A 23,348-nucleotide genomic window follows, 5' to 3' on the forward strand; every position below is an offset into this window, starting at 1 on the left:
CGGGTTTTCCTCTTCGGCCTCAACCTCCAGCATGCCGCTATCCGAGCCCGTGCCCCGTCAGTTGCGACATCGACGCGCAATCCGAGCGGAAGCCTACGAGCGCGGCGACGGCTTGTGGGACATCGAAGCCTGCCTGACCGACCACAAGCCGCGCGATGTCGCGCTTGCGTCGGGCATCCGGCCCCAGGGCCTGCCGATCCACGAACTCTGGCTGCGCGTGACCATCGATCGTGACCTCAATGTCGTCGACGCCGAAGCGTCTTCGGAATGGGTGCCCTATCCCGGTCACTGTCAATCCGCCTCGCCTGCCTATCGGGCCCTCATCGGGCTCAATCTCTTCCGCAATTTCCGCCGCAACGCGAACCGGCTGCTCGCCGGCGTCGCAGGCTGTTCCCATCTCACCGAACTGTGCGCCGTGCTGCCGACGGCCGCGATCCAGGCGTTCGCCGGTGAGGTGTGGAACGTGCGCGAGGAGGGCGGCGAAGGGCCGGATCATGACGGCGTGCACGCCGAACCGCCTTTCCAGCTCGGCCGCTGCCGCGCGCTGCGATTCGACGGCGAGGTCGTGCGGCAGTACTACCCGCGCTGGTATGGCCCGATTCGGCCGGATCTGCCCGGTGAAGGCAGCACGAAGGAATGAACGGAAATCATTCGAAGAAGCGTCTTAAGCGACATTTCATCCAACTCTCAGACTGAAGGGAATCACGCATGAAGATTCACGAGTACCAGGGTAAGGAAATCCTGCGGAAATTCGGCGTCGCGGTACCGCGCGGCAAGCCGGCGTTCTCGGTGGACGAGGCCGTCAAGGTGGCGGAAGAGCTCGGCGGCCCGGTTTGGGTCGTGAAGGCTCAGATTCACGCGGGTGGCCGTGGCAAGGGCGGCGGCGTGAAGGTGGCGAAGTCGATCGAGCAGGTGCGCGAATACGCGAACCAGATCCTCGGCATGCAGCTCGTCACGCACCAGACGGGCCCGGAAGGCCAGAAGGTCAACCGCCTGATGATCGAGGAAGGCGCGGACATCAAGCAGGAACTGTATGTCAGCCTCGTCGTCGACCGCATCTCGCAGAAGATCGTGCTGATGGGTTCGAGCGAAGGCGGCATGGACATCGAAGAAGTCGCCGAAAAGCATCCGGAACTGATCCACAAGGTCATCGTCGAGCCGTCGACGGGCCTGCTGGACGCGCAGGCCGACGACCTCGCCGCGAAGATCGGCGTGCCGGCCGCATCGATTCCGCAAGCGCGCGCGATCCTGCAAGGCCTGTACAAGGCATTCTGGGAAACCGACGCATCGCTGGCTGAAATCAACCCGCTGAACGTCTCCGGCGACGGCAAGGTCACCGCACTCGACGCGAAGTTCAACTTCGACTCGAACGCGCTGTTCCGTCACCCGGAAATCGTCGCGTACCGCGATCTGGACGAAGAAGATCCGGCTGAAATCGAAGCGTCGAAGTTCGACCTCGCGTACATCTCGCTCGACGGCAACATCGGCTGTCTCGTGAACGGCGCAGGCCTCGCGATGGCGACGATGGACACCATCAAGCTGTTCGGCGGCGAACCGGCGAACTTCCTGGACGTCGGCGGCGGTGCGACGACCGAGAAGGTCACGGAAGCGTTCAAGCTGATGCTGAAGAACCCGGACCTGAAGGCGATCCTCGTGAACATCTTCGGCGGCATCATGCGCTGCGACGTGATCGCGGAAGGCGTGATCGCCGGTTCGAAGGCGGTGAACCTGAACGTGCCGCTCGTCGTGCGCATGAAGGGCACGAACGAAGACCTCGGCAAGAAGATGCTGGCCGATTCGGGCCTGCCGATCATCTCGGCCGACAGCATGGAAGAGGCTGCGCAGAAGGTCGTCGCGGCTGCCGCAGGCAAGTAAGCACGCGCTAATGAACACGTATGGCGGCGCGGTTTGCACGCGACGCCCATCGAACAGAGGTCAAAATACATGTCGATTCTGATCAACAAGGACACGAAGGTCATCACGCAGGGCATTACCGGCAAAACCGGTCAGTTCCATACGCGCGCCTGCCGTGAATACGCAAACGGCCGCGAAGCATTCGTCGCGGGCGTGAACCCGAAGAAGGCCGGCGAAGATTTCGAAGGCATTCCGATCTACGCGAGCGTCAAGGAAGCGAAGGCGGAAACCGGCGCGACCGTGTCGGTCATCTACGTGCCGCCGGCAGGCGCAGCCGCTGCGATCTGGGAAGCGGTCGAAGCCGATCTGGATCTCGCGATCTGCATCACGGAAGGCATCCCCGTCCGTGACATGATCGAAGTGAAGGACCGCATGCGTCGCGAAGGCCGCAAGACGCTGCTGCTCGGGCCGAACTGCCCGGGCACGATCACGCCGGACGAACTGAAGATCGGCATCATGCCGGGTCACATCCACCGCAAGGGCCGCATCGGCGTCGTGTCGCGTTCGGGCACGCTGACGTATGAAGCGGTTGCCCAGCTGACGGCGCTGGGCCTCGGCCAGTCGTCGGCAGTCGGTATCGGCGGCGACCCGATCAACGGTCTGAAGCACATCGACGTGATGAAGATGTTCAACGACGATCCGGACACGGATGCGGTCGTGATGATCGGCGAAATCGGCGGTCCGGACGAAGCCAACGCCGCCGAGTGGATCAAGGACAACATGAAGAAGCCGGTCGTCGGCTTCATCGCGGGTGTCACGGCGCCTCCGGGCAAGCGCATGGGCCACGCCGGCGCGCTGATCTCGGGCGGTGCGGATACGGCCGAAGCGAAGCTGGAAATCATGGAAGCGTGCGGCATCACCGTCACGCGCAACCCGTCGGAAATGGGCCGTCTGCTGAAGAAGGCGCTGTAATCATTTCCATCGGGCTCGTCCTGCAGAAAACGCCGGCTTAGCCGGCGTTTTTTGTTATGCTCCCGCAATGAATTCGTAAGCACCGGGCATGCGTTCTGCATGCGCCTACGATGAACCGGGCCGCCCGCGAGGCGGCCGTTGTCCTTTCCTCTCCGCCATGCTCGAATTCCTGACCTCGCTGCACTGGGGCGCGATCCTCCAGATCATCATCATCGATATCCTGCTCGGCGGCGACAACGCGGTCGTGATCGCGCTCGCGTGCCGCAACCTGCCGGCGAACCAGCGGCTGCGGGGCGTCGTCTGGGGCACCGCGGGGGCGATCCTGCTGCGTGTCGCGCTGATCACGTTCGCGGTCGCGCTGCTCGACGTGCCGTTCCTGAAGCTCGGCGGCGGGCTGCTGCTGCTGTGGATCGGCATCAAGCTGATGGCGCCGGCCGCCGACGCGCACGACGACATCAAGCCGGCCGACCGGCTGTGGGACGCCGTGAAGACGATCGTGATCGCCGATGCGGTCATGAGCCTCGACAACGTGATCGCGATCGCCGGCGCGGCCGAGCAGGCCGATCCGTCGCACCGGATCGCGCTCGTGATCTTCGGGCTCGTCGTCAGCGTGCCGATCATCGTGTGGGGCAGCACGCTGGTGCTGAAGCTGCTCGACCGTTTCCCGGTCGTCGTGGCGTTCGGCGCCGGGCTGCTCGGCTGGATCGCGGGCGGGCTGATCGTGAACGACCCGGTCGGCGACCGCTGGCCGGTGCTCGATACGCCGCAAGTGGTCTACGGCGCGAGCATCGTCGGCGCCCTGTTCGTCGTCGCGATCGGCTACGCGCTCAGGAAACGCCGCAGCGTGCCGCACGCGCCCTGACTGGCCATCCGGCTGACTGCCGGTTTCGCGGCCCGCTGGCTACGATCGAGACGCCTGCCTTTGTCGGCAGGCGTTTTTCGTTTCCGGAGCCTGCCATGTTCGAAGCCTTTTCCGTTTCCCTGTTCCGTCGCGTTGCCGCCGATCTGCGGCGCGCGAACCGGCCGTCGCCGCGCTGGCGGCTGGCCGGCTTCACGCTGATCGAGCTGATGATCGTGCTGGCGATCGTCGGCGTGGTCGCAGCCTATGCGATTCCCGCGTACCAGGATTACCTCGCGCGTTCGCGTGTCGGCGAGGGGCTGGCGCTCGCGTCGTCGGCGCGGCTCGCGGTCGCCGACAATGCCGCGAGCGGCGCGAGCCTCGACGGCGGCTACAGCCCGCCCGCCGGGACCCGCAACGTCGAATCGGTCGCGATCGACGGCGCCACCGGCCAGATCACGGTTTCTTTCACCACCCGCGTCGCCGCGGCCGGCACGAATACGCTGGTGCTCGTGCCGTCCGCGCCCGACAAGGCCGATGCGCCCACCGCGCGCGTGCCGCTCAAAAAGGGTGCGATACAGGCGGGCGCGATTGCGTGGGAATGCTTCGCGGCCGGCAAGGACGCGTCGTCGCTGCCGGCGCCCGGAGCGGGACCGTTGCCGGGTAACGCCGCGACGCTGCCCGCGAAATACGCGCCTGCGGAGTGCCGTGCATAAGGCTGGCGGAGGAGGCGGCCGGCCGCGCGTGCGGCCTGCCGGCCACCGCTTCGGCCCGCTTCGGCCGGCGGGGCTGCGGCTCCGCGCCGGCTCGCGGAGCGACAGCCCCGCACAGAGCAGGGAAAGTTTTGTATAGTGCGCCGGTTGCTGACATCCGGTTCGCTCATGCCTTCTACTTTTTCCCGTTCGTTGTCGCTCGTTGCGCTGGCTGTCGCCCTGATCGTGCCGTACGCGATCACGAATCACACGTATCCGATTCCGACCTTCTATTCCGAGTTTTCCGCGCTGGTGCTGTATTTGCTGGTGGGTGTGTCGGTCGTGCTGCTCGCGCGCACCGGCCGCCCGGCCGAGCCGTTTGCCGCGCCGGCTGCATTCGTCGTGCCGCTCGGCTTTGCGGTGGTGCTGATCGCGCAGGTCGCGCTGATCCCGCTCAAGGTGCCGTCGATGAACTGGCTGGCGGTCGGTTACCTCGCGGCCGCGCTGGTCGCGATGCAGGCCGGCTATGCGCTTGCGCGCGACGGGATGGCGGAAACCGTGTCGCGGATGATGGCCGGTGCGCTGCTCGTGGGTGGCGTGTTCGCGGTCGGTACCCAGATCGTGCAGCTGTTCCACCTCGAATCGGCCGTCTCGCCGTTCGTCGTCGTGTACAACATCGCGGTCGACCGTCGTCCGTACGGCAACATGGCGCAGGCGAACCACCTGGCCAGCTACATCGCCTTCGCGCTCGCGGCTGCGTTGTATCTGGTGCAGACGCGCCGGCTCGCGGTGTGGGCATGGCTCGCGCTGTCGCTCGTGCTGTCGGTCGGTCTCGCGCTGACGGTGTCGCGCGGGCCGTGGCTGCAGGTCGCGGTGATGGTCGTCGCGGGCTTCTGGATGGCGTGGGTCGAGTCGCGCCGCACGCCGGGCAATGCGCGTGCGTGGCTGATACCGGTCGTGCTCGCGGTCGCGTTCATCGCGGTGAACGTCGCGGTGCGCTGGGCCAACGTGCACTACCACCTGAATCTCGCGGAGTCGGCCGCTGACCGGATGCGCGACGCCGGCCAGATCGCGCCGCGCCTCGCGTTGTGGAAGTACGGGCTCGCGATGTTCCGCGAGCATCCGCTGCTCGGGGTCGGCTGGGGCGAATTCCCGTCGCACCAGTTTGCGCTCGTGCGCACGCTCGGCGGCGTCGAGATCGCGAACAATTCGCACGACATCTTCATCGATCTGCTCGCGAAGTCCGGTCTCGTCGGGCTCGGCGTGCTCGCCGTCACGCTCGTCGCGTGGTTCGTGCGCGCGGTGCGGGCGCCGCAGTCGAGCATGCGCGTGTTCGGTTTCGCGCTGATCGGCATCCTGCTGATGCATGCGCTGGTCGAGTATCCGCAGCAATACATGTTCTTTCTGCTGCCGGCGATGTTCGTGATCGGGCTGCTCGAGGTGAAGCCGCTGCGCGTCCTGCCGGGGCGGGCGGCATTCGGGCTGTTCGCGGTGCTGTCGTTCGGCGGCGTGCTGGCGGCGGTGCCCGTGCTGCGCGACTACCAGCGCGCGGAAGTGCTCTATTACGGCAGCAACCCGGCCGCGCAGTACCGCGATGCGCCGTCGCAGCTGTTCGGCGCGTGGGGCGATTACGGTGCGGCGACGCTGCTGACCATTTCGTCGGACAACCTGCCGCTCAAGCTCGCCGCGCACGAGCGCGCGATCGCGCTGCTGCCGGGCGAGACGGTGCTGCGCCGCTACGCGGTGCTGCAGGCGCTGGCCGGCCGCGAAGCCGACGCGCTCGATACCGTCGCGCGCCTGCATGTGTTTGCGAAGGAATTGAAGGACTGGCCGCAGCAGCTGGCCGCGTTGTACAAGCTGTGCGACCAGGAGCCGGCGCTGAAGACGTTCAGGGCGGCCGTCGTCGCGAAGTACGGCGAAGCGCCGGCCGATGAGGGCGACGATTCGGACGACGACGATTCGGATTGACGCATGTCGTGCACGCCGGAACGGGGAATGCCGGCGTCGACCGCGCCGCGCTGAAGGCGACTGACGCCGGAGCAATACGACGCAGCGTGTCGCACGCCCATCCGGTCGGCTGTCGATTACGTCGCGGATCGCGCGGATTCCGGTCGAATGGGCGGCGATTCGCGTCAACCATTGTCAAATCGCCGCCGCCGGCCGGGCGGCGCGTGCACAATGCGCGAAAGCGCTCGTGTGCGCGCCGGCGCGGGGCGTAGCCGGTGCGAATACGGAAAACTTCCCGGTTATCCGGGCGTTCCGCCGAGCAGGATCGCGGCCGGGCATTGCTCGACCGTGCGGCCGTAACGGGGCGCCGGTCCGATGGCCGCGGCGCAGTGCGACACACGCGATGCGGCCGGCGAAAGGCTTCCGGCGCGCGCCGCGTGTGCCCAGAACAGTGCTGAAGAACGATATTCGACCATGGCCATTCGCTCGACCTACCTGATCCTGCCCACCGTCGCGATGCTGTTTTCCGGCTGCGCGATGCTGTCGTCGTCGCAGGAAAGCAAGCTGACCTGCCATATTCCGCGTGCCGTCTATCCGGATACCGCGAAGCCGCTCACGCGTCCGGTTACTGTGCTCGTGCGCGCGCTGATGACGACGTCCGGCGAAGCGCAGAACGTGACCGTGACGACGAGCAGCCGTAATGCGGCGGCCGATCGCGCGGCCGTCGACGCGATGACGCACGCGATCTGCGTGCAAACCGGCGCGACCGCGAATCCTTTCTTGCTGACGCAACCGTTCGTGTTCGAGCCGCAGCGCGGGCAGTGACGCGAGGGCGGGTGTCCCGTGCTATGGCGCGTCATCGTCGGAAGTCGCGATGCGAGCGTGGTCAAGATTGAATGCTGTGATATCGGGTTCGCGCCGTGGCAGTCCGCTCGGCTGCATTGCGCGGCCCGAACGGGGTGAACCCATCGCGCTTCCGTTAATCAACCCATCGCGCCAGCTTCCCTGCTTTTGCCCGTCAGATCCGGTTCACGTGGAAAGCGGATCGTGCTGCCTGTAACGGCGCACGTTTCACCGAGTCGCTCTCCGTCGGCGACGTGTTTTTCTGACTGTCTGTCGTTGATCGGGGCATCGCGACGACCAACGATTCCCCGCAAACCGCGCGCGAGTGCGTTGCAGCGGGCGTTCAACCCGCCGCGTCTTCTGCCTTCCAATCCCCCGACTTCCCGCCGCGCTTCTCCCGCACGCTCACATCCGTGATCACCATCCCGCGATCGACCGCCTTGCACATGTCGTAGACGGTCAGCAGCCCGACCTGCACGGCCGTCAGCGCTTCCATCTCGACGCCGGTCCGGCCGAACGTCTCGACCTGCACGACGCAATGCACGCCCGGCAGCGCGTCGTCGAGTTCGAAGTCGACGGCCACGCGCGTCAGCGCGAGCGGATGGCACAGCGGAATGAGATCGGCCGTGCGCTTCGCGCCCTGGATCGCCGCGATGCGCGCGACGCCAAGCACGTCGCCTTTCTTGGCCTTGCCGTCGCGGATCAGCGCGAACGTGGCCGGCAGCATCCGGATCGTGCCGCGTGCGATCGCGATGCGTCGGGTTTCCTGCTTGTCGCCGACATCGACCATGTGCGCATGGCCGGCGGCATCGAAATGGGTGAGTCCTGACATGTCTTCCTCTAGTGGAACGGCGTGCGCGCGCACGTCCGTCGATCCTGCTTCGCGATCGGCCGCACAGCGAATCCGATGCGGGCGCGACGGACCGATCCAACCGCTCGACGGGCGCCTATCATAGCAGCGGCGTCCGCGTTGCCGGGGGCGCAGATGGCGCATGCGCGGCACGGGACAGTCGTCGCGGCGCCGGTACAATGACCCGAATATTCAGACCAAACGCCGCGATGCGCGCCGCTCGCGCGGGACGGCGTCGTTTTCATCCTGCCATGCGTGTCAAACAGTTGCTTGCCGTGTCGCTGTCGGCCGCGCTCGCGCTGCCGCCGGGCGGCCATGCGCAGAGTGCAGCCGCGCCGCCGCTCGAGCCGGCGGCGGGCGGCGCGACGTCGATTTCCACCGTGCCGTCCGGCATCGCGACCGGCGTGTTCGGCACGTACGGCGGCGCGGAGAGCCGGTTCTCGGGCACGGACGGTGCGTCGGCGCCGATCGCGAGCCTGCGCGCGCCGCTGCGTGCGCTGGAGCTGCCCGATCTCGGCGACGGCTCCGGCGGCTCGCTGACGCCGCGGGCCGAGCGCCGGCTCGGCGAACGCGTGATGCGCGAGGTGCGGCGCGATCCCGACTATCTCGACGACTGGCTCGTGCGCGACTACCTGAACGCGATGGCCGCGCGGCTCGCGGCCGCGGCGGCGGCGCGCTACATCGGCGGCTACACGCCCGACTTCGACCTGTTCCCGGTGCGCGATCCGCAGATCAACGCGTTCTCGATGCCGGGCGGCTTCATCGGGATCAACAGCGGGCTGGTGGTGACGACGCAGACGGAGTCGGAACTCGCGTCGGTGGTCGGCCACGAAATGGGCCACGTGCTGCAGCGGCACATCGCGCGGATGATCGGCGCGAGCGAGAAGAGCGGCTACACGGCGCTCGCGACGATGCTGCTCGGCGTGCTGGCCGGCGTGCTCGCGCGCAGCGGCGATCTCGGCAGCGCGATCGCGATGGGCGGGCAGGCGTATGCGGTCGACAACCAGCTGCGCTTCTCGCGTTCGGCCGAGCGCGAGGCCGATCGCGTCGGCTTCCAGCTGCTCGCCGGCGCCGGCTACGACCCGTACGGGATGCCGGGTTTCTTCGAGCGGCTCGACCGCGCGTCGATGGGCGATGCGGGCGTGCCGGCCTATGCGCGCACGCACCCGCTGACCGGCGAGCGGATTGCCGACATGGAGGATCGCGCGCGTCGCGCGCCGTACCGGCAGCCGCGACAGTCGGCCGAATACGGGTTCGTGCGGGCGCGGCTGCGCATCCTGCAGAACCGGGCGCCGACCGACATTTCCGCCGAGGCGCGCCGGATGCAGCTCGAGATCGACGATCGCACGGCGCCGAACGTCGCGGCGAACTGGTACGGGATCGCGCTCGCGAACGCATTGCTCGGCCAGTACGACGCGGCGGACAAGGCGCTCGCATCGGCGCGCGGCGCGTTCGATGCGAGCGAGCGGCGCGACGAGGATCCGGCGAGCAGTTCGCCGAGCCTCGACGTGCTGGCCGCCGAGATCGCCCGCCGCGCGGGCCGGACCGACGACGCGGTACGGCTGTCGGCGCTCGCGCAGCGGCGCTGGCCGCGGTCGCACGCGGCGATCGTCGCGCACCTGCAGGCGCTGATCGCCGCGCGCCGCTTTGCCGAAGCGCAGACGCTCGCGCGGGCGCAGGCGAAGGCCGACCCCGAACAGCCGGACTGGTGGGATTACCTCGCGAAAGCGAGCGACGGCAAGGGCGACGTGCTCGCGCGGCGCCGCGCGCTGGCGGAGAAACTGGCGCTCGATGGCGCGTGGCCGTCGGCGATCCGGCAACTGAAGGAAGCGCGCGACGCGAAGGAGGTGTCGTTCTACGAGCAGTCGATCATCGGTGCGCGGCTGCTGGAATTCGAGGCGCGCTACAAGGAAGAGCGCGACGACGAGAAGAACGGCCGCGGCTAGCGGCCGCTGCTCGGCAAACGCGGCCGGTCAGTTGCCGCTGTCGGCCGCGTCGCGCGCGTGACGCGCCGGGCTCACGATGTAGCCGAACCGCTTAGGCACGTCGGCGCACGCGATGCTGCCGAGCGGCAGCGTGCGGCCGTCGCGCCAGCGCAGCACGGGCGGCTCGGTATCGAAATCCGCGTGATCGGCGAACAGTCCGAGGTCGTGATCGTGCAGCGCCGCGATGCGCGGAGGCGCGCCGGCATCGCGAAACAGCACGCCGCCGCCATCGTCGAGCCAGGCTGCGTCCGGTTCGAACGGCGCGCCCGTCTGGTCGGTGAGCGCAAGCTGCCCGTCACGTTCGACGAGCCGCACGACCCACGGCGTATAGGCGAGTTCGACGTACACGCGCTGCGGCCCGTTCTGGAAGAACCACTGGCCCTGCGCGTCGCATGCGTAGTTGCGGCCGATGAACGCGTTCAGCGCCGCATGCCGGATCGGCGAGCCGAGCTCGCTGGCCGCCTGCGCGGCGTCGTCGCGCAGCCGCCATGCGCCGCGCCGGTCGAGCAGCAGCCAGCCGGTGCAATGCGGCACGTTCGGCCATTTGGCGAGCGCCTGCCTGACGATGTCATCCATGGTCGACGAATTTCGAGCAATAGCCGAATACCCGCGCCGACAGCCAGTCGAGGCGGCCGGGGAACGGCCCGGTCATGAAGCCCGCGTGGCCGCCGTGCGCGGGCTGGTCGAGCTCGACGGCCGGCGAGACGTCGGCCGGGCCTGGCAGCGCCGATTCGGGCAGGAACGGGTCGTTGCGGGCGTTGAGGATCAGCGTCGGCACGTCGATCGCGGGCAGCAGCGGCCGCGTGGTCGCCTTGGTCCAGTAATCGTCCGCGTTCGCGAAGCCGTGCAGCGGCGCGGTCACGACCTCGTCGAAATCGCGCATCGTCACGGCCTGCAGCATCGCTTCGCGGTCGAACAGCCCCGGATACTGGTCGAGTTTCGCGAGCGCCTTGCGCTTGAGCGTCTTCAGGAAGCTGCGCGTATAGACCATCGCGAACCCCTGCGACAGCGCGAGGCCGCCCGCGTGCACGTCGATCGGCGTCGAGATCGCGGCGGCGGCGTGCACGATCGACGTGTCGCTGCGATGCTCGCCGAGCCAGCGCAGCAGCACGTTGCCGCCGAGCGACACGCCGGCCGCGACCAGCGGCCCGCGATGCTGCGCGGCGAGCCGGCGCAGGATCCAGTCGACTTCGGCGCTGTCGGCGAGATGGTAGAAGCGCGGCTGCCGGTTGATCTCGCCGCTGCAACTGCGGAAGTGCGGGACGACCGCGTGCCAGCCCTGCGCGCGCGCGGCGGCCATCATCGCGAGCGCGTAGTGCGAGCCGGAGCTGCCTTCGAGGCCGTGGAACAGCACGAACAGCGGTGCGTCGGGCGCCGGCGCCGCGCTGTCGAGGTGCGCGACCCAGTCGAGATCGATGAAGTCGTGGTCGGGCGTTTCCCATCGCTCTCGCCGGTACGCGACGACCGGCCGCCGCGCGAACAGCGCGGGCACGATGGTTTGCACATGGCTGTTGGGCAGCCAGCGCGGTGCGCGATAGCGCAATGAATCGTCGTTGGGGGCCGGGGCCCCGGTCAGCGGCGAGGTGGGCGGAGAAGCCGTACTCATGATCGCCCCGCTAATGCGTTACTTCGTTTTCGTCAGTGCAGCGGACCCTGCCCGTGACGGATCTTCGCGGCGAATTGTCCGGCCGCTTGTTCAGGAATCGGGCTCGCGTGGATGTGCGCGATGCGCCACTCGCCGCGTTCGTGGATCATCACGTACGTTGCGAAAACCATGTCGGGTTCGGCCGTCAGGTCGGCCTGCTGATGCGCTTCGGCGATCGTATAGACGACCGTGCCGAGGCTGTCGTACACGCGGATGTCGAGCGGCTCGATCGTGACCGGGCGCGTCGCGAGGCGGTTGCCCAGCCCGCTGCGGATCTGGTCGAGGCCGTGCAGATGCTCGCCGTCCGCCCAGACGCAGCTGGCGAAATCCTCGTCGATCCACAACGCCAGCAGCGCGTCGAGATTGGCATCCGCGACGGCCTGGTAGTAGGCGTTCAGCGTATCGGCAGCGGCTTCGAAGAGGCGGGCAAAACGTGGCATCGGGGTGGTCTCTCGCGCGCGTCGCGCGCCGTATTCAGCACGGCGGCCCGGATGGAACCGCCGTACACCGGTGAATCGGATTGCCCGGCGCGCCGTGCGACGCTGCCGGTCAGGGTCAGCGCTGCCCGACGAGCATGCCGCGCAAATCGCCGAATACCTGCTCGGGACCGAGTTCGCGCAGGCACTTCAGGTGGCCGAGCGGGCACTCGCGTTCGAAGCAGGGACTGCATTCGAGATGCAGCCATTGTACCTTCGCCAGGTCCGACAGCGGAGGGGTGTGGCGCGGATCGGTCGATCCGTACAGCGCGACGAGCGGCCGGCGCAAGGCGGCCGCGACGTGCATCAGCCCCGAATCGTTGGTGACGACCGCGTTCGCGCGCGCGATCAGCGCGCACGCCTCGGACAACGACGTCTGCCCGCACAGGTTGCGCACGTTCGGCGCGTGGTCGGCGATCGCCTGCGCGGCGGCCGAATCCTTCGGCGAGCCGAGCGCGACGATCTGCGTATACGGGAACGACTGGTGGACGATGGTCGCGAGCGACGCGAAGTGCTCGGGCGGCCAGCGCTTGGCCGGGCCGTATTCGGCGCCGGGGCAGAACACGACGAGCGGCTTGCGCGTATCGAGATTGAAACGTGCGGACACGCGCGCCGTCTCGTTCAGGTCGGCGTCCAGGCGCGGCGCGGGCAGCGTCTTCATCGACTCGGGCAGCTTCGCGCCCGGCGCGTACGCGAGCGCCGCGTAGTGGGTCGTCATCGGCGGCCGCTCGCCCGACTTGTCGGGGTTCGCGTGCCGCACGTTCAACAGCCCGTAGCGGTGCTCGCCCGTATAGCCGATCCGCAGCGGGATGTTCGCGAGCCACGGGATCACCGCGGACTTCAGCGAATTCGGCAGCACGTACGCCGCGTCGTAGCCGACGTCGCGCAGGTCGCTCGCGAGCTGCCAGCGGCGCAGCAGCTGCAGCTTGCCATGCGCGAGATCGGTCGCGTAGACATCGTGGATCTCGGGCATCCGTTCGAGCACGGGCGCGACCCACGAGGGTGCGACGGCATCGATCGCGATGCGGGGATGGAGCTTTTTCAGCAGCGCAAAAAGCGGCTGCGCCATCAATGCGTCACCGATCCAGTTCGGTGCGATAACCAGCGCTCGACGCATCAGGTCGACTTCCGATGTCGTAATGAAGCACGGTGCACCGCACCGCGTTCGGGTTGTTCAGAACGGGAAAAGGGCGGCGCGCCGGCATTCCGGCTACGCCGCCTCGCGTACGGCGGGCCCGAGAGCCCGGCTGACGGGGCTCAGTGGCCCTTGACCACCTCGCCGTCGCGCAGCTTGTAGCGCGTGCCGCAGTACGGGCAGCGCGCCTCGCCGTGCGACACGTCGATGAAGACGCGCGGGTGCGCGCTCCAGCGCGCCATGGCCGGGTTCGGGCAGTAGGCGGGAAGATCCTTGGCCGTCAGCTCGACGAGCGGCATTTCCTTGATTTCACTCATGAGACTTTCTCTTTTATCACTCTTGTGTGGGGCGGTCGGTGGCGCGGCGCGCTCAGACCTTCGTCAGCCAGTGCGCGTACTTCGCGTTCTTGCCCGACACGATATCGAAAAACGCCGACTGGAGCTTTTCCGTGATCGGGCCGCGCGCGCCGCTGCCGATCGTCCGGTTGTCGAGCTCGCGGATCGGCGTGACTTCGGCGGCCGTGCCGGTGAAGAACGCTTCGTCGGCCGTGTAGACCTCGTCGCGCGTGATGCGTTTTTCGATTACCTCGATGCCGGCATCCTTCGCGAGCGTGATGACCGTGTCGCGCGTGATGCCGTCGAGGCACGACGACAGGTCCGGCGTGTACAGCTTGCCGTTGTTCACGAGGAAGAAGTTCTCGCCGGAGCCTTCCGACACGTAGCCGTCGACGTCGAGCAGCAGCGCTTCGTCGTAGCCGTCGGCGGTCGCTTCCTGGTTCGCGAGGATCGAGTTCACGTACCAGCCGGACGCCTTCGCGCGCACCATCGACACGTTCACGTGGTGGCGCGTGAACGACGACGTCTTCACACGAATACCCTTCGCGAGGCCGTCCTCGCCGAGGTACGCGCCCCACGGCCACGCGGCGATCGCGACGTGGATCGTGTTGCCCTTCGCGGCCACGCCGAGCTTTTCCGAGCCGACCCAGATGATCGGGCGCAGGTAGCACGACTCGAGCTTGTTCTCGCGCACGACCGCGAGTTGCGCGGCTTCGAGCGTTTCGCGGTCGAACGGCACGTCCATCTGGAAGATCTTCGCCGAATTCAGCAGACGTTTGGTGTGCTCGCGCAGGCGGAAGATCGCGGTGCCGCCATCGGCCGCCTTGTACGCGCGCACGCCCTCGAAGACGCCCATGCCGTAATGCAGCGTGTGGGTCAGGACGTGGATCTTGGCGTCGCGCCAGTCGATCAGCTTGCCGTCCATCCAGATCTTGCCGTCGCGGTCGGCCATTGACATAGGATTCTCCTGGAAGCGGGGATGTGCTGCCGGTTGTGTGCAGCGTTGAACCGGAAAGACGCATATTTTAGCGTCATTTGGGGGCGATCCGGTCGGACGGCGCGGGGCCGGCGCTATAATCGCCCGGTACCGATTCCAATAACGATGGGTCGCACCGGCAGGAGGCGCCGGCGTCCCGACGAACCGCCCGCTGCGGCCCGCTTCCCATGTTCGCTCGATTGTCCGCCACCGACCGCTTCGCGCTGATCCAGGGCGCGCGCGACTATTCCCCGACACTGATGGCGATCCTGTCCTGGGGGCTCGTCACCGGCATCGCGATGAGCAAGTCCGTGATGACGCTCGGGCAGGCGAGCGCGATGTCGCTGTTCGTCTACGCGGGCTCGTCGCAGCTCGCGGTGTTGCCGCTTCTCGCGGCGAAGCTGCCGATCTGGACGGTCCTGCTCACGGCCGCGATGGTCAACATGCGCTTCGTGATCTTCAGCGCGGGGCTGGCGCCCCATTTCTCCTACTTGCCGCTGTGGCGGCGTCTCGCGATCGGCTATTTCAACGGCGACGTGATCTATCTGCTGTTCCAGAAACAGGGCTTCGCGTACGGCCGCGTGCCGGGCAAGGAAGCGTATTTCTGGGGGATGGCGCTCGCGAGCTGGGCGTCGTGGCAGGTGTCGTCGCTCGCCGGCATCCTGCTCGCGAGCGTCTTTCCCGCGAGCTGGGGGCTGGAGCTGGCCGGCACGCTCGCGCTGATCCCGATCATGGTGTCGGCGGTCGCGAACCGCTCGACGCTCGCGGCCGTCGCGGTCGCCGGGATCGTGTCGCTCGTCGCGTTCGACCTGCCGTACCGGCTCGCGCTGCCGATCGCGGTGCTGGCCGCGCTCGCGGCCGGCTGCACGGCCGATTTCTTCGTCGAACGCGCCGACTGGCGGCGCATCCGTACCGAAACCGTGCACGACAAGGACATTGAATGAGCGCGACCGAGATCTGGATCGTCATCGTCGGGATGACGATCGTCACGGCCGTCACGCGCGCGCTGTTCCTGATCGGCGGCGAGCGCACCGTGCTGCCCGAACGCGCGCAGCGCGCGCTGCGCTATGCGCCGGCCGCCGCGCTGGTCGCCGTCGTGCTGCCCGACGTGCTCGAAACGCCGGCCGGGCTGTCGTTCGCGCTGTCCAATCATCCGTTCTACGCGGCGCTCGCCGGCCTCGGCTGGTTTTTGTGGCGGCGCAGCATGCTCGGTACGATCGTCGTCGGCATGCTCGTGTTCACCGCGCTGCGCCTGATCTTCTGATGGGCGGTCCTTCCGGCTTGCCGGGCGCTGCCCGCCTGCGTGTGCGGATTGCTGCATTGCGGCAGAGCTTCGGTTCCGGCGCGCGATCCCAAATAGGCGGAATTCGCCGCCGCACGGGTCAGTCCGCAGGGTGGATCGGCTAGAATGCCCGTTCGAGATTTTTTACCCGTGCGCGTCATGCGAACCGCCAGCCACGGCCGCATCCGGCGCCCTTTCGCGGCAGCCCGCGCACGTCCAGCGTGAACCCCCTTTCCCCATCCACTACTTCAATCTGTCCAACATGAGCCAAGTCAAGCGTCTTACCGACCTGATCGCCGCCGGCCAGCTCGCCGGCAAGCGGGTGTTCATCCGCGCCGACCTGAACGTCCCGCAGGACGATCACGGCAACATCACCGAGGACACGCGCGTGCGTGCGTCCGTGCCGGCCATCCAGGCCGCGCTCGACGCCGGCGCGGCCGTGATGGTCACGTCGCACCTCGGCCGTCCGACCGAAGGCGAATTCAAGCCGGAAGACTCGCTCGCGCCGGTCGCGAAGCGTCTCGCCGAACTGCTCGGCCGCGACGTGCCGCTCGTGTCGAACTGGGTCGAGAACGGCGTGAACGTCGCGCCGGGCCAGGTCGTGCTGCTCGAGAACTGCCGCGTGAACAAGGGCGAGAAGAAGAACTCCGACGAGCTCGCGCAGAAGATGGCGAAGCTCTGCGACGTGTACGTGAACGACGCGTTCGGCACCGCGCACCGCGCGGAAGCGACCACGCACGGGATCGCGAAGTACGCGCCGGTCGCGTGCGCGGGCCCGCTGCTGGCCGCCGAACTCGACGCGCTCGGCAAGGCGCTCGGCAACCCGGCGCGCCCGCTGGTGGCGATCGTCGCCGGTTCGAAGGTGTCGACCAAGCTGACGATCCTGAAGTCGCTGGCCGGCAAGGTCGACCAGCTGATCGTCGGCGGCGGCATCGCGAACACGTTCATGCTCGCGGCCGGCCTGTCGATCGGCAAGTCGCTCGCGGAAGCCGATCTCGTCGCGGAAGCGAAGGCGATCATCGACGAAGCGCGCGAGCGCGGCGCATCGGTGCCGATCCCGACCGACGTCGTGACGGCCAAGGAATTCTCGCCGACGGCTGCGGCCACGGTGAAGCAGGTCGCCGACATCGAGGCGGACGACATGATCCTCGACATCGGCCCCGATACGGCCAAGGCACTCGCGAGCCAGCTCGAGAAGGCCGGCACGATCGTGTGGAACGGCCCGGTCGGCGTGTTCGAGTTCGACCAGTTCGGCAACGGCACCAAGACGCTCGCCGAAGCGATCGCCAAATCGTCCGCGTTCTCGATCGCGGGCGGCGGCGACACGCTCGCGGCCATCGCGAAGTACGGCATCCACGACCAGGTCAGCTACATCTCGACGGGCGGCGGCGCCTTCCTCGAGTTCCTCGAGGGGAAGAAGCTGCCGGCGGTGGAAGTGCTCGAAACGCGGGCGGCCTGAGCGTGGCGGCGCGCGCAGGGGTGACGAAGGCCGCGCGCTCCGCGAAAGCGGAGCAGCCGGCCGGCGCGGGCAAGCGCACACGCGCGCCCGCGCGAGCGAACACCGCCCCGCGCGCACCGGCGGCCGCCGGCGACGCGGCCGACCAGCACCACGAGATTCAGAACAAAGCGATGCCGGGCGCCAGCACCGGCACGCCCCCCGGAACGGCCGCCGCTGGGCCTGCCGCTTCCGGCTCTCGCAGCGTTTCACCCAGCGCATCCACCTTGATCCAGATGAGGAGTTTCATGCAGCGCGCCACCAAGATAGTCGCCACGATCGGCCCGGCATCCAGTTCGCCGGAGATTCTGCTGCAGATGATGCAGGCGGGCCTCGACGTCGTGCGGCTCAATTTTTCGCACGGCACGGCCGACGATCACCGCCAGCGCGCCGAGATGGTGCGCGAGGCCGCCCGCAAGGTCGGCCGCGAGATCGCGATCATGGCCGACCTCCAGGGCCCGAAGATCCGCGTCGGCAAGTTCGAGAACGGCAAGACCACGCTCGTGCCGGGGCAGCCGTTCATCCTCGATGCGGGCTGCGAACTCGGCAACGACGAGCGCGTCGGCCTCGACTACAAGGAGCTGCCGCGCGACCTGAAGCCGGGCGACCTGCTGCTGCTGAACGACGGCCTGATCGTGCTGACCGTCGAGCGCGTGCTCGGCGACGAGATCCACACGACCGTCAAGGTGGGCGGCGAGCTGTCGAACAACAAGGGGATCAACCGCCAGGGCGGCGGCCTGTCGGCGCCGGCGCTGACCGCGAAGGACATGGAAGACATCCGCACCGCGATGTCGCTCGGCGCGGACCTCGTCGCGGTGTCGTTCCCGAAGAACGCGACCGACATGGAAATGGCGCGCCAGCTCGCGAACATCGCGGGCGCGCCGTACGGCATCAAGCCGAAGATGATCGCGAAGATCGAGCGCGCGGAGGCGATTCCGGCGTTGCAGAGCATCCTCGACGCATCCGACGGCATCATGGTCGCGCGCGGCGACCTCGCGGTGGAAGTGGGCAACGCGGCCGTGCCGGCGCTGCAGAAGCGGATGATCCGGATGGCGCGCGAGTCGAACAAGCTCGTGATCACCGCGACGCAGATGATGGAATCGATGATCTACGCGCCGGTGCCGACCCGCGCGGAAGTGTCGGACGTCGCGAACGCGGTGCTCGACGGCACCGACGCGGTGATGCTGTCGGCCGAGACGGCCGCCGGCAAGTACCCGGTCGTCACGATCGAGACGATGGCGGCCGTGTGCGTCGAGGCGGAAAAGTCGGAGCACGTCGAGCTGGACAAGGATTTCCTCGACCGTACGTTCACGCGGATCGACCAGTCGATCGCGATGGGCGCGCTGTTCACCGCGTACCACCTCGGTGCGAAGGCGATCATCGCGCTGACCGAATCGGGCGCGACCGCGCTGTGGATGTCGCGTCACTACACGCACGTGCCGATCTTCGCGCTGACGCCGCGCGTCGGCAGCGAGCGCACGATGGCGCTGTACCGCAACGTGACGCCGCTGCACGTCGACTTCAACAGCGACCGCGACTCGGCGCTGCAGGCCGCGCTCGAGATCGTCGTCAAGCAGGGTTACGTGCAGCACGGCGACATGGTCGTGCTGACCGTCGGCGAGCCGATGGGGCAGGCGGGCGGCACCAACACGCTGAAGATCGTGCGGGTCGGCGAGCACTATTGAGCGCCGGCTGAGCCGCATCGAGCCGGCCGCGGGCCGGCGGCCGGATCGGCCGGAATCGATCTGGCACCGTTTTTTTTGCGCAAAAGCCGCGCGGGGTCCGGAGCCCCGCGCGGCTTTTTTTCTCCTTTTTGGCCCGATTGTGCCGTGCGAACGTAACAAATTGCGAGCGGGGCCCACCGGGCGGTCGGAATCGGAGGCGCTTCGCGATAAAATGCGGCTATTCGACGCTCAGCCGCGCCGCGCCGTCCCGGTTCAGAGGGGAGCGAGCGCCGCGCCGGCGTCAGGGCGCACCGGTTTTCATTCCAAGGAGTTCCACAATGCCTCTCGTATCAATGCGTCAATTGCTGGACCACGCGGCAGAGCACGGTTACGGCCTGCCGGCCTTCAACGTGAACAACCTGGAGCAGGTCCAGGCGATCATGGCGGCGGCGGATCAGGTCGGCGCGCCCGTGATCATGCAGGCATCGGCCGGCGCGCGTAAGTATGCGGGCGAGCCGTTCCTGCGCCACCTGATCGAAGCAGCGGTCGAATCGTATCCGCACATCCCGGTCGTGATGCACCAGGATCACGGCCAGTCGCCGGCCGTCTGCACGGCCGCGATCCGCAGCGGCTTCACGAGCGTGATGATGGACGGTTCGCTCGAAGCCGACGGCAAGACGGTCGCGTCGTACGAGTACAACGTCGACGTGTCGCGCAAGGTCGTCGAGATGGCGCACTCGATCGGCGTGACGGTCGAAGCCGAACTCGGCGTGCTCGGCTCGCTCGAGACGATGAAGGGCGACAAGGAAGACGGCCACGGCGCGGAAGGCACGATGACCCGCGAGCAGCTGCTGACCGATCCGGAGCAGGCCGCCGACTTCGTGAAGCTCACGCAGTGCGACGCGCTCGCAATCGCGATCGGCACGTCGCACGGCGCGTACAAGTTCTCGAAGAAGCCGACGGGCGACATCCTGTCGATCCAGCGCATCAAGGAAATCCACGCGCGCATTCCGAACACGCACCTCGTGATGCACGGTTCGTCGTCGGTGCCGCAGGAACTGCTGGCCGAGATCCGCGAATTCGGCGGCGACATGAAGGAAACCTACGGCGTGCCGGTCGAGGAAATCCAGGAAGGCATCAAGCACGGCGTGCGCAAGATCAACATCGACACCGACCTGCGTCTGGCGATCACCGGCGCGATCCGCCGCTACCTGTTCGAGAACCCGGGCAAGTTCGATCCGCGCGACTACCTGAAGCCCGCGCGCGAAGCCGCGAAGAAGGTGTGCGTCGACCGTTACCTCGCGTTCGGCTGCGAAGGCCAGGCCGGCAAGATCAAGCCGGTGTCGCTCGACAAGATCGCCGAGCAGTACAAGTCGGGCGCGCTCGCCCAGGTCGTGCGCTGAGACTGTAGTACGATTGCCCCGCCCGGTTCTGCCGCCGGGCACGGGCTGGCCGTCCGGTTGGCCGGATCTGATCCGGCCCCGGCAGCCGTTCCGTCCGGCCGAACGAGGGCCGGCCGGCAGCCGCCCGGGCGTTGCGCCCGCCGGTTCGCCGACGTATTGCAAGACCGCCGTTCCCGCCTGCCGCGGGGAACGGCGTTTCCCTTTTTGTTTGGCTCCTTATCTGCGAAAAGACGATGTCTACCCTTTACGAATCCACGCTCCGCTCGCTGCCGCTCCTCGGTCGCGGCAAGGTTCGCGATAACTACGCGGTCGGCAACGACAAGCTCCTGATCGTCACGACCGATCGCCTGTCGGCCTTCGACGTGGTGATGGGCGAGCCGATTCCGAACAAGGGCCGCGTGCTGAACCAGATGGCGAACTTCTGGTTCGACAAGCTCGCGCACATCGTGCCGAACCACCTGACGGGCGACGCGCCGGAAGCGGTCGTCGCGGCCGACGAGGTCGAGCAGGTGAAGGGCCGCGGCGTGGTCGTCAAGCGCCTCGAGCCGATCATGATCGAAGCGGTCGTGCGCGGCTACCTGGCCGGCAGCGGCTGGAAGGAATACCAGGCGTCGGGCGCCGTGTGCGGCGTGCAGCTGCCGGAAGGCCTGCAGAACGCGCAGAAGCTGCCCGAGCCGATCTTCACGCCGGCCGCGAAGGCCGAGATGGGCGAGCACGACGAGAACATCACGTTCGAGGAAACCGAGCGCCGCATCGGCACCGAGCTGGCCGCGACGATCCGCGATATCTCGATCAGGCTGTACAAGGAAGCGGCCGACTACGCGGCGACGCGCGGCATCATCATCGCCGACACGAAGTTCGAATTCGGCCTCGACAACCACGGCAAGCTGTACCTGATGGACGAAGTGCTGACCGCCGATTCGTCGCGCTTCTGGCCGGCCGACCAGTACGAAGTGGGCACGAACCCGCCGTCGTTCGACAAGCAGTTCGTGCGCGACTGGCTCGAGGCGCAGCCGTGGGGCAAGACGGCACCGGCGCCGGCGCTGCCGGCCGACGTCGTCGAGAAGACGGCCGCGAAGTACCAGGAAGCGCTCGAGCGCATCACGGGCCAGTCGCTCGCCTGACCGGGGAAGAAAAGAAATGAGTGAAGTCCAGACCGCCCACACGCACAGCGCGCCGTTGATCGGCGTGCTCATGGGTTCGAGTTCCGACTGGGACGTGATGAAGCATGCGGTCGCGATCCTGCAGGAATTCGGCGTGCCGTACGAAGCGAAAGTCGTGTCCGCGCACCGGATGCCCGACGAGATGTTCGACTATGCGGAGAAGGCGCGCGAGCGCGGGCTGCGCGCGATCATCGCGGGCGCCGGCGGCGCCGCGCACCTGCCCGGCATGCTGGCCGCGAAGACCACGGTGCCCGTGCTCGGCGTGCCGGTCGCGAGCAAGTACCTGAAGGGTGTCGATTCGCTGCACTCGATCGTGCAGATGCCGAAGGGCGTGCCGGTCGCGACGTTCGCGATCGGCGAGGCCGGCGCCGCGAATGCCGCGCTGTTCGCGGTGTCGATCCTGTCCGGCAATTCGGTCGACTACGCGAACCGGCTCGCCGCGTTCCGCGTGCGCCAGAACGAAGCCGCGCACGCGATGGTGCTGCCGCCGCTGGAATGACGGCATGGCGCGCGGCCGCGCGACGCGGCCCGCGCCGGATTTTCCTACTGCGGCGGGCATTTCCGCGTTCCGCCGCGACCGACCACTGACATGACCGCAACTCCTGATTCCGTTTCCCCGATCCTGCCCGGCGCGTGGCTGGGCATGGTCGGCGGCGGCCAGCTCGGCCGCATGTTCTGCTTTGCCGCCCAGTCGATGGGCTATCGTGTCGCCGTGCTCGATCCCGATCCGACGAGCCCCGCCGGCGCGGTCGCCGATCGCCACCTGCGCGCGGCGTACGACGACGAAGCCGCGCTCGCCGAACTGGCCGACCTGTGCGAGGCCGTGTCGACGGAATTCGAGAACGTGCCGGCCGCGAGCCTCGATTTCCTCGCGCGCACCACGTTCGTCGCGCCGGCCGGCCGCTGCGTCGCGGTCGCGCAGGATCGCATCGCGGAGAAGCGTTTCATCGAGGCGTCGGGCGTGCCGGTCGCGCCGCACGTCGTGATCGAATCGGCGGCGGCGCTCGCCGCGCTCGACGATACCGCGCTCGACGCGGTGCTGCCGGGCATCCTGAAGACGGCCCGCCTCGGCTACGACGGCAAGGGCCAGGTGCGTGTGAGCACCGCGCAGGAAGCACGCGACGCGCATGCCGCGCTCGGCGGCGTGCCGTGCGTGCTGGAGAAGCGCCTGCCGCTGAAATACGAAGTGTCGGCGCTGATCGCGCGCGGCGCCGACGGCCGCTCGGCCGCGTTCCCGCTCGCGCAGAACGTGCATCACAACGGCATCCTCGCGCTGACGGTCGTGCCGGCGCCGGCGGCCGACGCCGCGCGCGTCGAAGAGGCGCAGCAGGCGGCCGTACGGATCGCCGATACGCTCGGCTACGTCGGCGTGCTGTGCGTCGAATTCTTCGTGCTGGAAGACGGCTCGTTCGTCGCGAACGAAATGGCGCCGCGCCCGCACAACTCCGGCCACTACACGGTCGATGCGTGCGCAACGAGTCAGTTCGAGCAGCAGGTGCGCGCGATGACGCGCATGCCGCTCGGCAACCCGCGCCAGCATTCGCCGGCCGCGATGCTGAACATCCTCGGCGACGTGTGGTTTCCCGATGGTGCGGCGGCCGACGCCGTCACGCCGCCGTGGGACACGGTCGCCGCGATGCCGGCCGCGCACCTGCACCTGTACGGCAAGGAAGAAGCGCGCGTCGGCCGCAAGATGGGCCATGTGAACTTCACGGCCGAGACGCGCGACGAAGCCGTCGCCGCCGCCACCGCATGCGCGCAACTGCTGCGCGTGCCGCTCGACTGAGGCGCGG

At 67.9% G+C, this 23,348-nt stretch carries 24 protein-coding genes; 16 read left to right on the forward strand and 8 right to left on the reverse strand.

Annotation, left to right across the window (positions count from 1 at the left end; translation table 11 throughout):
* Nucleotides 1–31: 31 nt before the first annotated feature.
* From HWX14_RS33570 to HWX14_RS33600, 7 genes are all read left to right on the forward strand, one after another.
* Complete coding sequence (locus HWX14_RS33570) at nucleotides 32–640, forward strand: DUF2889 domain-containing protein (RefSeq protein ID WP_175886429.1); 609 nt, start codon at nucleotides 32–34, stop codon at nucleotides 638–640.
* 68 nt (nucleotides 641–708) lie between these two features.
* Complete coding sequence (sucC, locus tag HWX14_RS33575; protein WP_006477915.1) at nucleotides 709–1,875, forward strand: ADP-forming succinate--CoA ligase subunit beta; 1,167 nt, start codon at nucleotides 709–711, stop codon at nucleotides 1,873–1,875.
* A gap of 69 nt (nucleotides 1,876–1,944) precedes the next feature.
* Complete coding sequence (gene sucD, locus HWX14_RS33580; protein WP_006477916.1) at nucleotides 1,945–2,826, forward strand: succinate--CoA ligase subunit alpha; 882 nt, start codon at nucleotides 1,945–1,947, stop codon at nucleotides 2,824–2,826.
* Between the two features lie 157 nt (nucleotides 2,827–2,983).
* Nucleotides 2,984–3,688 (forward strand): TerC family protein, encoded by a 705-nt coding sequence (locus HWX14_RS33585; protein WP_175886430.1) that lies wholly within the window; start codon nucleotides 2,984–2,986, stop codon nucleotides 3,686–3,688.
* A 95-nt stretch (nucleotides 3,689–3,783) separates the two neighbouring features.
* Nucleotides 3,784–4,380: a pilin gene (locus HWX14_RS33590; RefSeq protein WP_175886431.1), complete on the forward strand. Its 597-nt coding sequence runs from the start codon at nucleotides 3,784–3,786 to the stop codon at nucleotides 4,378–4,380.
* 165 nt (nucleotides 4,381–4,545) lie between these two features.
* Nucleotides 4,546–6,324, forward strand: a complete 1,779-nt coding sequence (locus HWX14_RS33595; RefSeq protein WP_175886432.1) for a Wzy polymerase domain-containing protein — start codon at nucleotides 4,546–4,548, stop codon at nucleotides 6,322–6,324.
* A 453-nt stretch (nucleotides 6,325–6,777) separates the two neighbouring features.
* Nucleotides 6,778–7,128: a TonB family protein gene (locus HWX14_RS33600; RefSeq protein WP_175886433.1), complete on the forward strand. Its 351-nt coding sequence runs from the start codon at nucleotides 6,778–6,780 to the stop codon at nucleotides 7,126–7,128.
* A gap of 361 nt (nucleotides 7,129–7,489) precedes the next feature.
* Here HWX14_RS33600 and moaC read toward each other — a convergent pair whose 3' ends face one another.
* Complete coding sequence (gene moaC / locus HWX14_RS33605) at nucleotides 7,490–7,978, reverse strand: cyclic pyranopterin monophosphate synthase MoaC (RefSeq protein WP_050014564.1); 489 nt, start codon at nucleotides 7,976–7,978, stop codon at nucleotides 7,490–7,492.
* Nucleotides 7,979–8,247: 269 nt separating this feature from the next.
* On the opposite strand from moaC, the gene HWX14_RS33610 reads away from it, so the two are divergent.
* On the forward strand, nucleotides 8,248–9,942 hold the full coding sequence (locus HWX14_RS33610; RefSeq protein WP_175886434.1) for a M48 family metalloprotease: 1,695 nt from the start codon (nucleotides 8,248–8,250) through the stop codon (nucleotides 9,940–9,942).
* Between the two features lie 27 nt (nucleotides 9,943–9,969).
* On the opposite strand, the gene HWX14_RS33615 is transcribed toward HWX14_RS33610, so the two are convergent.
* The 6 genes from HWX14_RS33615 to HWX14_RS33640 form a co-directional block, all read right to left on the reverse strand.
* The gene (locus HWX14_RS33615) at nucleotides 9,970–10,557 is read right to left on the reverse strand and encodes a DUF2946 family protein (protein WP_175886435.1); all 588 of its coding nucleotides are present in this window, start codon (nucleotides 10,555–10,557) and stop codon (nucleotides 9,970–9,972) included.
* Nucleotides 10,550–11,587: a hydrolase gene (locus HWX14_RS33620; RefSeq protein ID WP_175886436.1), complete on the reverse strand. Its 1,038-nt coding sequence runs from the start codon at nucleotides 11,585–11,587 to the stop codon at nucleotides 10,550–10,552. The genes HWX14_RS33615 and HWX14_RS33620 overlap by 8 nt, the downstream gene beginning before the upstream one ends.
* Nucleotides 11,588–11,619: 32 nt before the next feature.
* Entirely contained in the window at nucleotides 11,620–12,066 is a 447-nt protein-coding gene (locus HWX14_RS33625; protein ID WP_077220996.1) for a nuclear transport factor 2 family protein, read from the reverse strand.
* 115 nt (nucleotides 12,067–12,181) lie between these two features.
* Entirely contained in the window at nucleotides 12,182–13,219 is a 1,038-nt protein-coding gene (gene waaF / locus HWX14_RS33630) for a lipopolysaccharide heptosyltransferase II (protein WP_050014556.1), read from the reverse strand.
* 140 nt (nucleotides 13,220–13,359) lie between these two features.
* Nucleotides 13,360–13,554: a zinc-finger domain-containing protein gene (locus HWX14_RS33635; protein ID WP_006749970.1), complete on the reverse strand. Its 195-nt coding sequence runs from the start codon at nucleotides 13,552–13,554 to the stop codon at nucleotides 13,360–13,362.
* A gap of 52 nt (nucleotides 13,555–13,606) precedes the next feature.
* Nucleotides 13,607–14,530: a branched-chain amino acid transaminase gene (locus HWX14_RS33640; RefSeq protein ID WP_175886437.1), complete on the reverse strand. Its 924-nt coding sequence runs from the start codon at nucleotides 14,528–14,530 to the stop codon at nucleotides 13,607–13,609.
* Between the two features lie 206 nt (nucleotides 14,531–14,736).
* Here HWX14_RS33640 and HWX14_RS33645 point away from each other — a divergent pair, with 206 nt between their 5' ends.
* The 3 genes from HWX14_RS33645 to HWX14_RS33655 all read left to right on the forward strand — a co-directional run bounded on the left by HWX14_RS33645 (nucleotide 14,737) and on the right by HWX14_RS33655 (nucleotide 17,289).
* On the forward strand, nucleotides 14,737–15,492 hold the full coding sequence (locus HWX14_RS33645; RefSeq protein WP_175886438.1) for an AzlC family ABC transporter permease: 756 nt from the start codon (nucleotides 14,737–14,739) through the stop codon (nucleotides 15,490–15,492).
* Nucleotides 15,489–15,812 carry an AzlD domain-containing protein gene (locus tag HWX14_RS33650; RefSeq protein WP_006477942.1) on the forward strand — a complete coding sequence of 108 codons (324 nt, stop codon included), beginning with the start codon at nucleotides 15,489–15,491 and terminating at the stop codon, nucleotides 15,810–15,812. Before HWX14_RS33645 ends, HWX14_RS33650 begins: the two co-directional genes overlap by 4 nt.
* A 280-nt stretch (nucleotides 15,813–16,092) precedes the next feature.
* Complete coding sequence (locus HWX14_RS33655; RefSeq protein WP_006481732.1) at nucleotides 16,093–17,289, forward strand: phosphoglycerate kinase; 1,197 nt, start codon at nucleotides 16,093–16,095, stop codon at nucleotides 17,287–17,289.
* Nucleotides 17,290–17,446: 157 nt separating this feature from the next.
* On the opposite strand, the gene HWX14_RS36820 is transcribed toward HWX14_RS33655, so the two are convergent.
* The gene (locus HWX14_RS36820) at nucleotides 17,447–17,575 is read right to left on the reverse strand and encodes a hypothetical protein (RefSeq protein WP_021164118.1); all 129 of its coding nucleotides are present in this window, start codon (nucleotides 17,573–17,575) and stop codon (nucleotides 17,447–17,449) included.
* Between HWX14_RS36820 and pyk the strand changes: the two genes are divergently transcribed.
* From pyk to HWX14_RS33680, 5 genes are all read left to right on the forward strand, one after another.
* Nucleotides 17,574–19,010, forward strand: coding sequence for a pyruvate kinase (pyk, locus tag HWX14_RS33660; RefSeq protein WP_174383843.1), 1,437 nt, complete (start codon nucleotides 17,574–17,576; stop codon nucleotides 19,008–19,010). The two genes, HWX14_RS36820 and pyk, sit on opposite strands and share 2 nt — an antisense overlap.
* A 317-nt stretch (nucleotides 19,011–19,327) precedes the next feature.
* Nucleotides 19,328–20,392, forward strand: coding sequence for a class II fructose-bisphosphate aldolase (gene fba / locus HWX14_RS33665; RefSeq protein ID WP_006481730.1), 1,065 nt, complete (start codon nucleotides 19,328–19,330; stop codon nucleotides 20,390–20,392).
* Between the two features lie 233 nt (nucleotides 20,393–20,625).
* Nucleotides 20,626–21,516 carry a phosphoribosylaminoimidazolesuccinocarboxamide synthase gene (locus HWX14_RS33670; RefSeq protein WP_027785305.1) on the forward strand — a complete coding sequence of 297 codons (891 nt, stop codon included), beginning with the start codon at nucleotides 20,626–20,628 and terminating at the stop codon, nucleotides 21,514–21,516.
* Nucleotides 21,517–21,532: 16 nt separating this feature from the next.
* Nucleotides 21,533–22,054 (forward strand): 5-(carboxyamino)imidazole ribonucleotide mutase, encoded by a 522-nt coding sequence (gene purE / locus HWX14_RS33675; protein WP_050014544.1) that lies wholly within the window; start codon nucleotides 21,533–21,535, stop codon nucleotides 22,052–22,054.
* Nucleotides 22,055–22,144: 90 nt separating this feature from the next.
* Nucleotides 22,145–23,341 carry a 5-(carboxyamino)imidazole ribonucleotide synthase gene (locus HWX14_RS33680; protein WP_175886439.1) on the forward strand — a complete coding sequence of 399 codons (1,197 nt, stop codon included), beginning with the start codon at nucleotides 22,145–22,147 and terminating at the stop codon, nucleotides 23,339–23,341.
* Nucleotides 23,342–23,348 lie beyond the last annotated feature (7 nt).

Origin of the sequence: Burkholderia sp. BCC0044 (assembly GCF_902832955.1) — a bacterium.
In the GTDB taxonomy this organism is placed as follows: Bacteria; Pseudomonadota; Gammaproteobacteria; order Burkholderiales; family Burkholderiaceae; genus Burkholderia.

Excerpts from the sequence above, each read along its gene's own strand:
- HWX14_RS33570 (WP_175886429.1), top strand. The coding sequence starts at position 32 with ATGCCGCTATCCGAGCCCGTGCCCCGTCAGTTGCGACATCGACGCGCA.
- sucC (WP_006477915.1), top strand. The coding sequence starts at position 709 with ATGAAGATTCACGAGTACCAGGGTAAGGAAATCCTGCGGAAATTCGGC.
- sucD (WP_006477916.1), top strand. The coding sequence starts at position 1,945 with ATGTCGATTCTGATCAACAAGGACACGAAGGTCATCACGCAGGGCATT.
- HWX14_RS33585 (WP_175886430.1), top strand. The coding sequence starts at position 2,984 with ATGCTCGAATTCCTGACCTCGCTGCACTGGGGCGCGATCCTCCAGATC.
- HWX14_RS33590 (WP_175886431.1), top strand. The coding sequence starts at position 3,784 with ATGTTCGAAGCCTTTTCCGTTTCCCTGTTCCGTCGCGTTGCCGCCGAT.
- HWX14_RS33595 (WP_175886432.1), top strand. The coding sequence starts at position 4,546 with ATGCCTTCTACTTTTTCCCGTTCGTTGTCGCTCGTTGCGCTGGCTGTC.
- HWX14_RS33600 (WP_175886433.1), top strand. The coding sequence starts at position 6,778 with ATGGCCATTCGCTCGACCTACCTGATCCTGCCCACCGTCGCGATGCTG.
- moaC (WP_050014564.1), bottom strand. The coding sequence starts at position 7,978 with ATGTCAGGACTCACCCATTTCGATGCCGCCGGCCATGCGCACATGGTC.
- HWX14_RS33610 (WP_175886434.1), top strand. The coding sequence starts at position 8,248 with ATGCGTGTCAAACAGTTGCTTGCCGTGTCGCTGTCGGCCGCGCTCGCG.
- HWX14_RS33615 (WP_175886435.1), bottom strand. The coding sequence starts at position 10,557 with ATGGATGACATCGTCAGGCAGGCGCTCGCCAAATGGCCGAACGTGCCG.
- HWX14_RS33620 (WP_175886436.1), bottom strand. The coding sequence starts at position 11,587 with ATGAGTACGGCTTCTCCGCCCACCTCGCCGCTGACCGGGGCCCCGGCC.
- HWX14_RS33625 (WP_077220996.1), bottom strand. The coding sequence starts at position 12,066 with ATGCCACGTTTTGCCCGCCTCTTCGAAGCCGCTGCCGATACGCTGAAC.
- waaF (WP_050014556.1), bottom strand. The coding sequence starts at position 13,219 with ATGCGTCGAGCGCTGGTTATCGCACCGAACTGGATCGGTGACGCATTG.
- HWX14_RS33635 (WP_006749970.1), bottom strand. The coding sequence starts at position 13,554 with ATGAGTGAAATCAAGGAAATGCCGCTCGTCGAGCTGACGGCCAAGGAT.
- HWX14_RS33640 (WP_175886437.1), bottom strand. The coding sequence starts at position 14,530 with ATGTCAATGGCCGACCGCGACGGCAAGATCTGGATGGACGGCAAGCTG.
- HWX14_RS33645 (WP_175886438.1), top strand. The coding sequence starts at position 14,737 with ATGTTCGCTCGATTGTCCGCCACCGACCGCTTCGCGCTGATCCAGGGC.
- HWX14_RS33650 (WP_006477942.1), top strand. The coding sequence starts at position 15,489 with ATGAGCGCGACCGAGATCTGGATCGTCATCGTCGGGATGACGATCGTC.
- HWX14_RS33655 (WP_006481732.1), top strand. The coding sequence starts at position 16,093 with ATGAGCCAAGTCAAGCGTCTTACCGACCTGATCGCCGCCGGCCAGCTC.
- pyk (WP_174383843.1), top strand. The coding sequence starts at position 17,574 with ATGCAGCGCGCCACCAAGATAGTCGCCACGATCGGCCCGGCATCCAGT.
- HWX14_RS36820 (WP_021164118.1), bottom strand. The coding sequence starts at position 17,575 with ATGAAACTCCTCATCTGGATCAAGGTGGATGCGCTGGGTGAAACGCTG.
- fba (WP_006481730.1), top strand. The coding sequence starts at position 19,328 with ATGCCTCTCGTATCAATGCGTCAATTGCTGGACCACGCGGCAGAGCAC.
- HWX14_RS33670 (WP_027785305.1), top strand. The coding sequence starts at position 20,626 with ATGTCTACCCTTTACGAATCCACGCTCCGCTCGCTGCCGCTCCTCGGT.
- purE (WP_050014544.1), top strand. The coding sequence starts at position 21,533 with ATGAGTGAAGTCCAGACCGCCCACACGCACAGCGCGCCGTTGATCGGC.
- HWX14_RS33680 (WP_175886439.1), top strand. The coding sequence starts at position 22,145 with ATGACCGCAACTCCTGATTCCGTTTCCCCGATCCTGCCCGGCGCGTGG.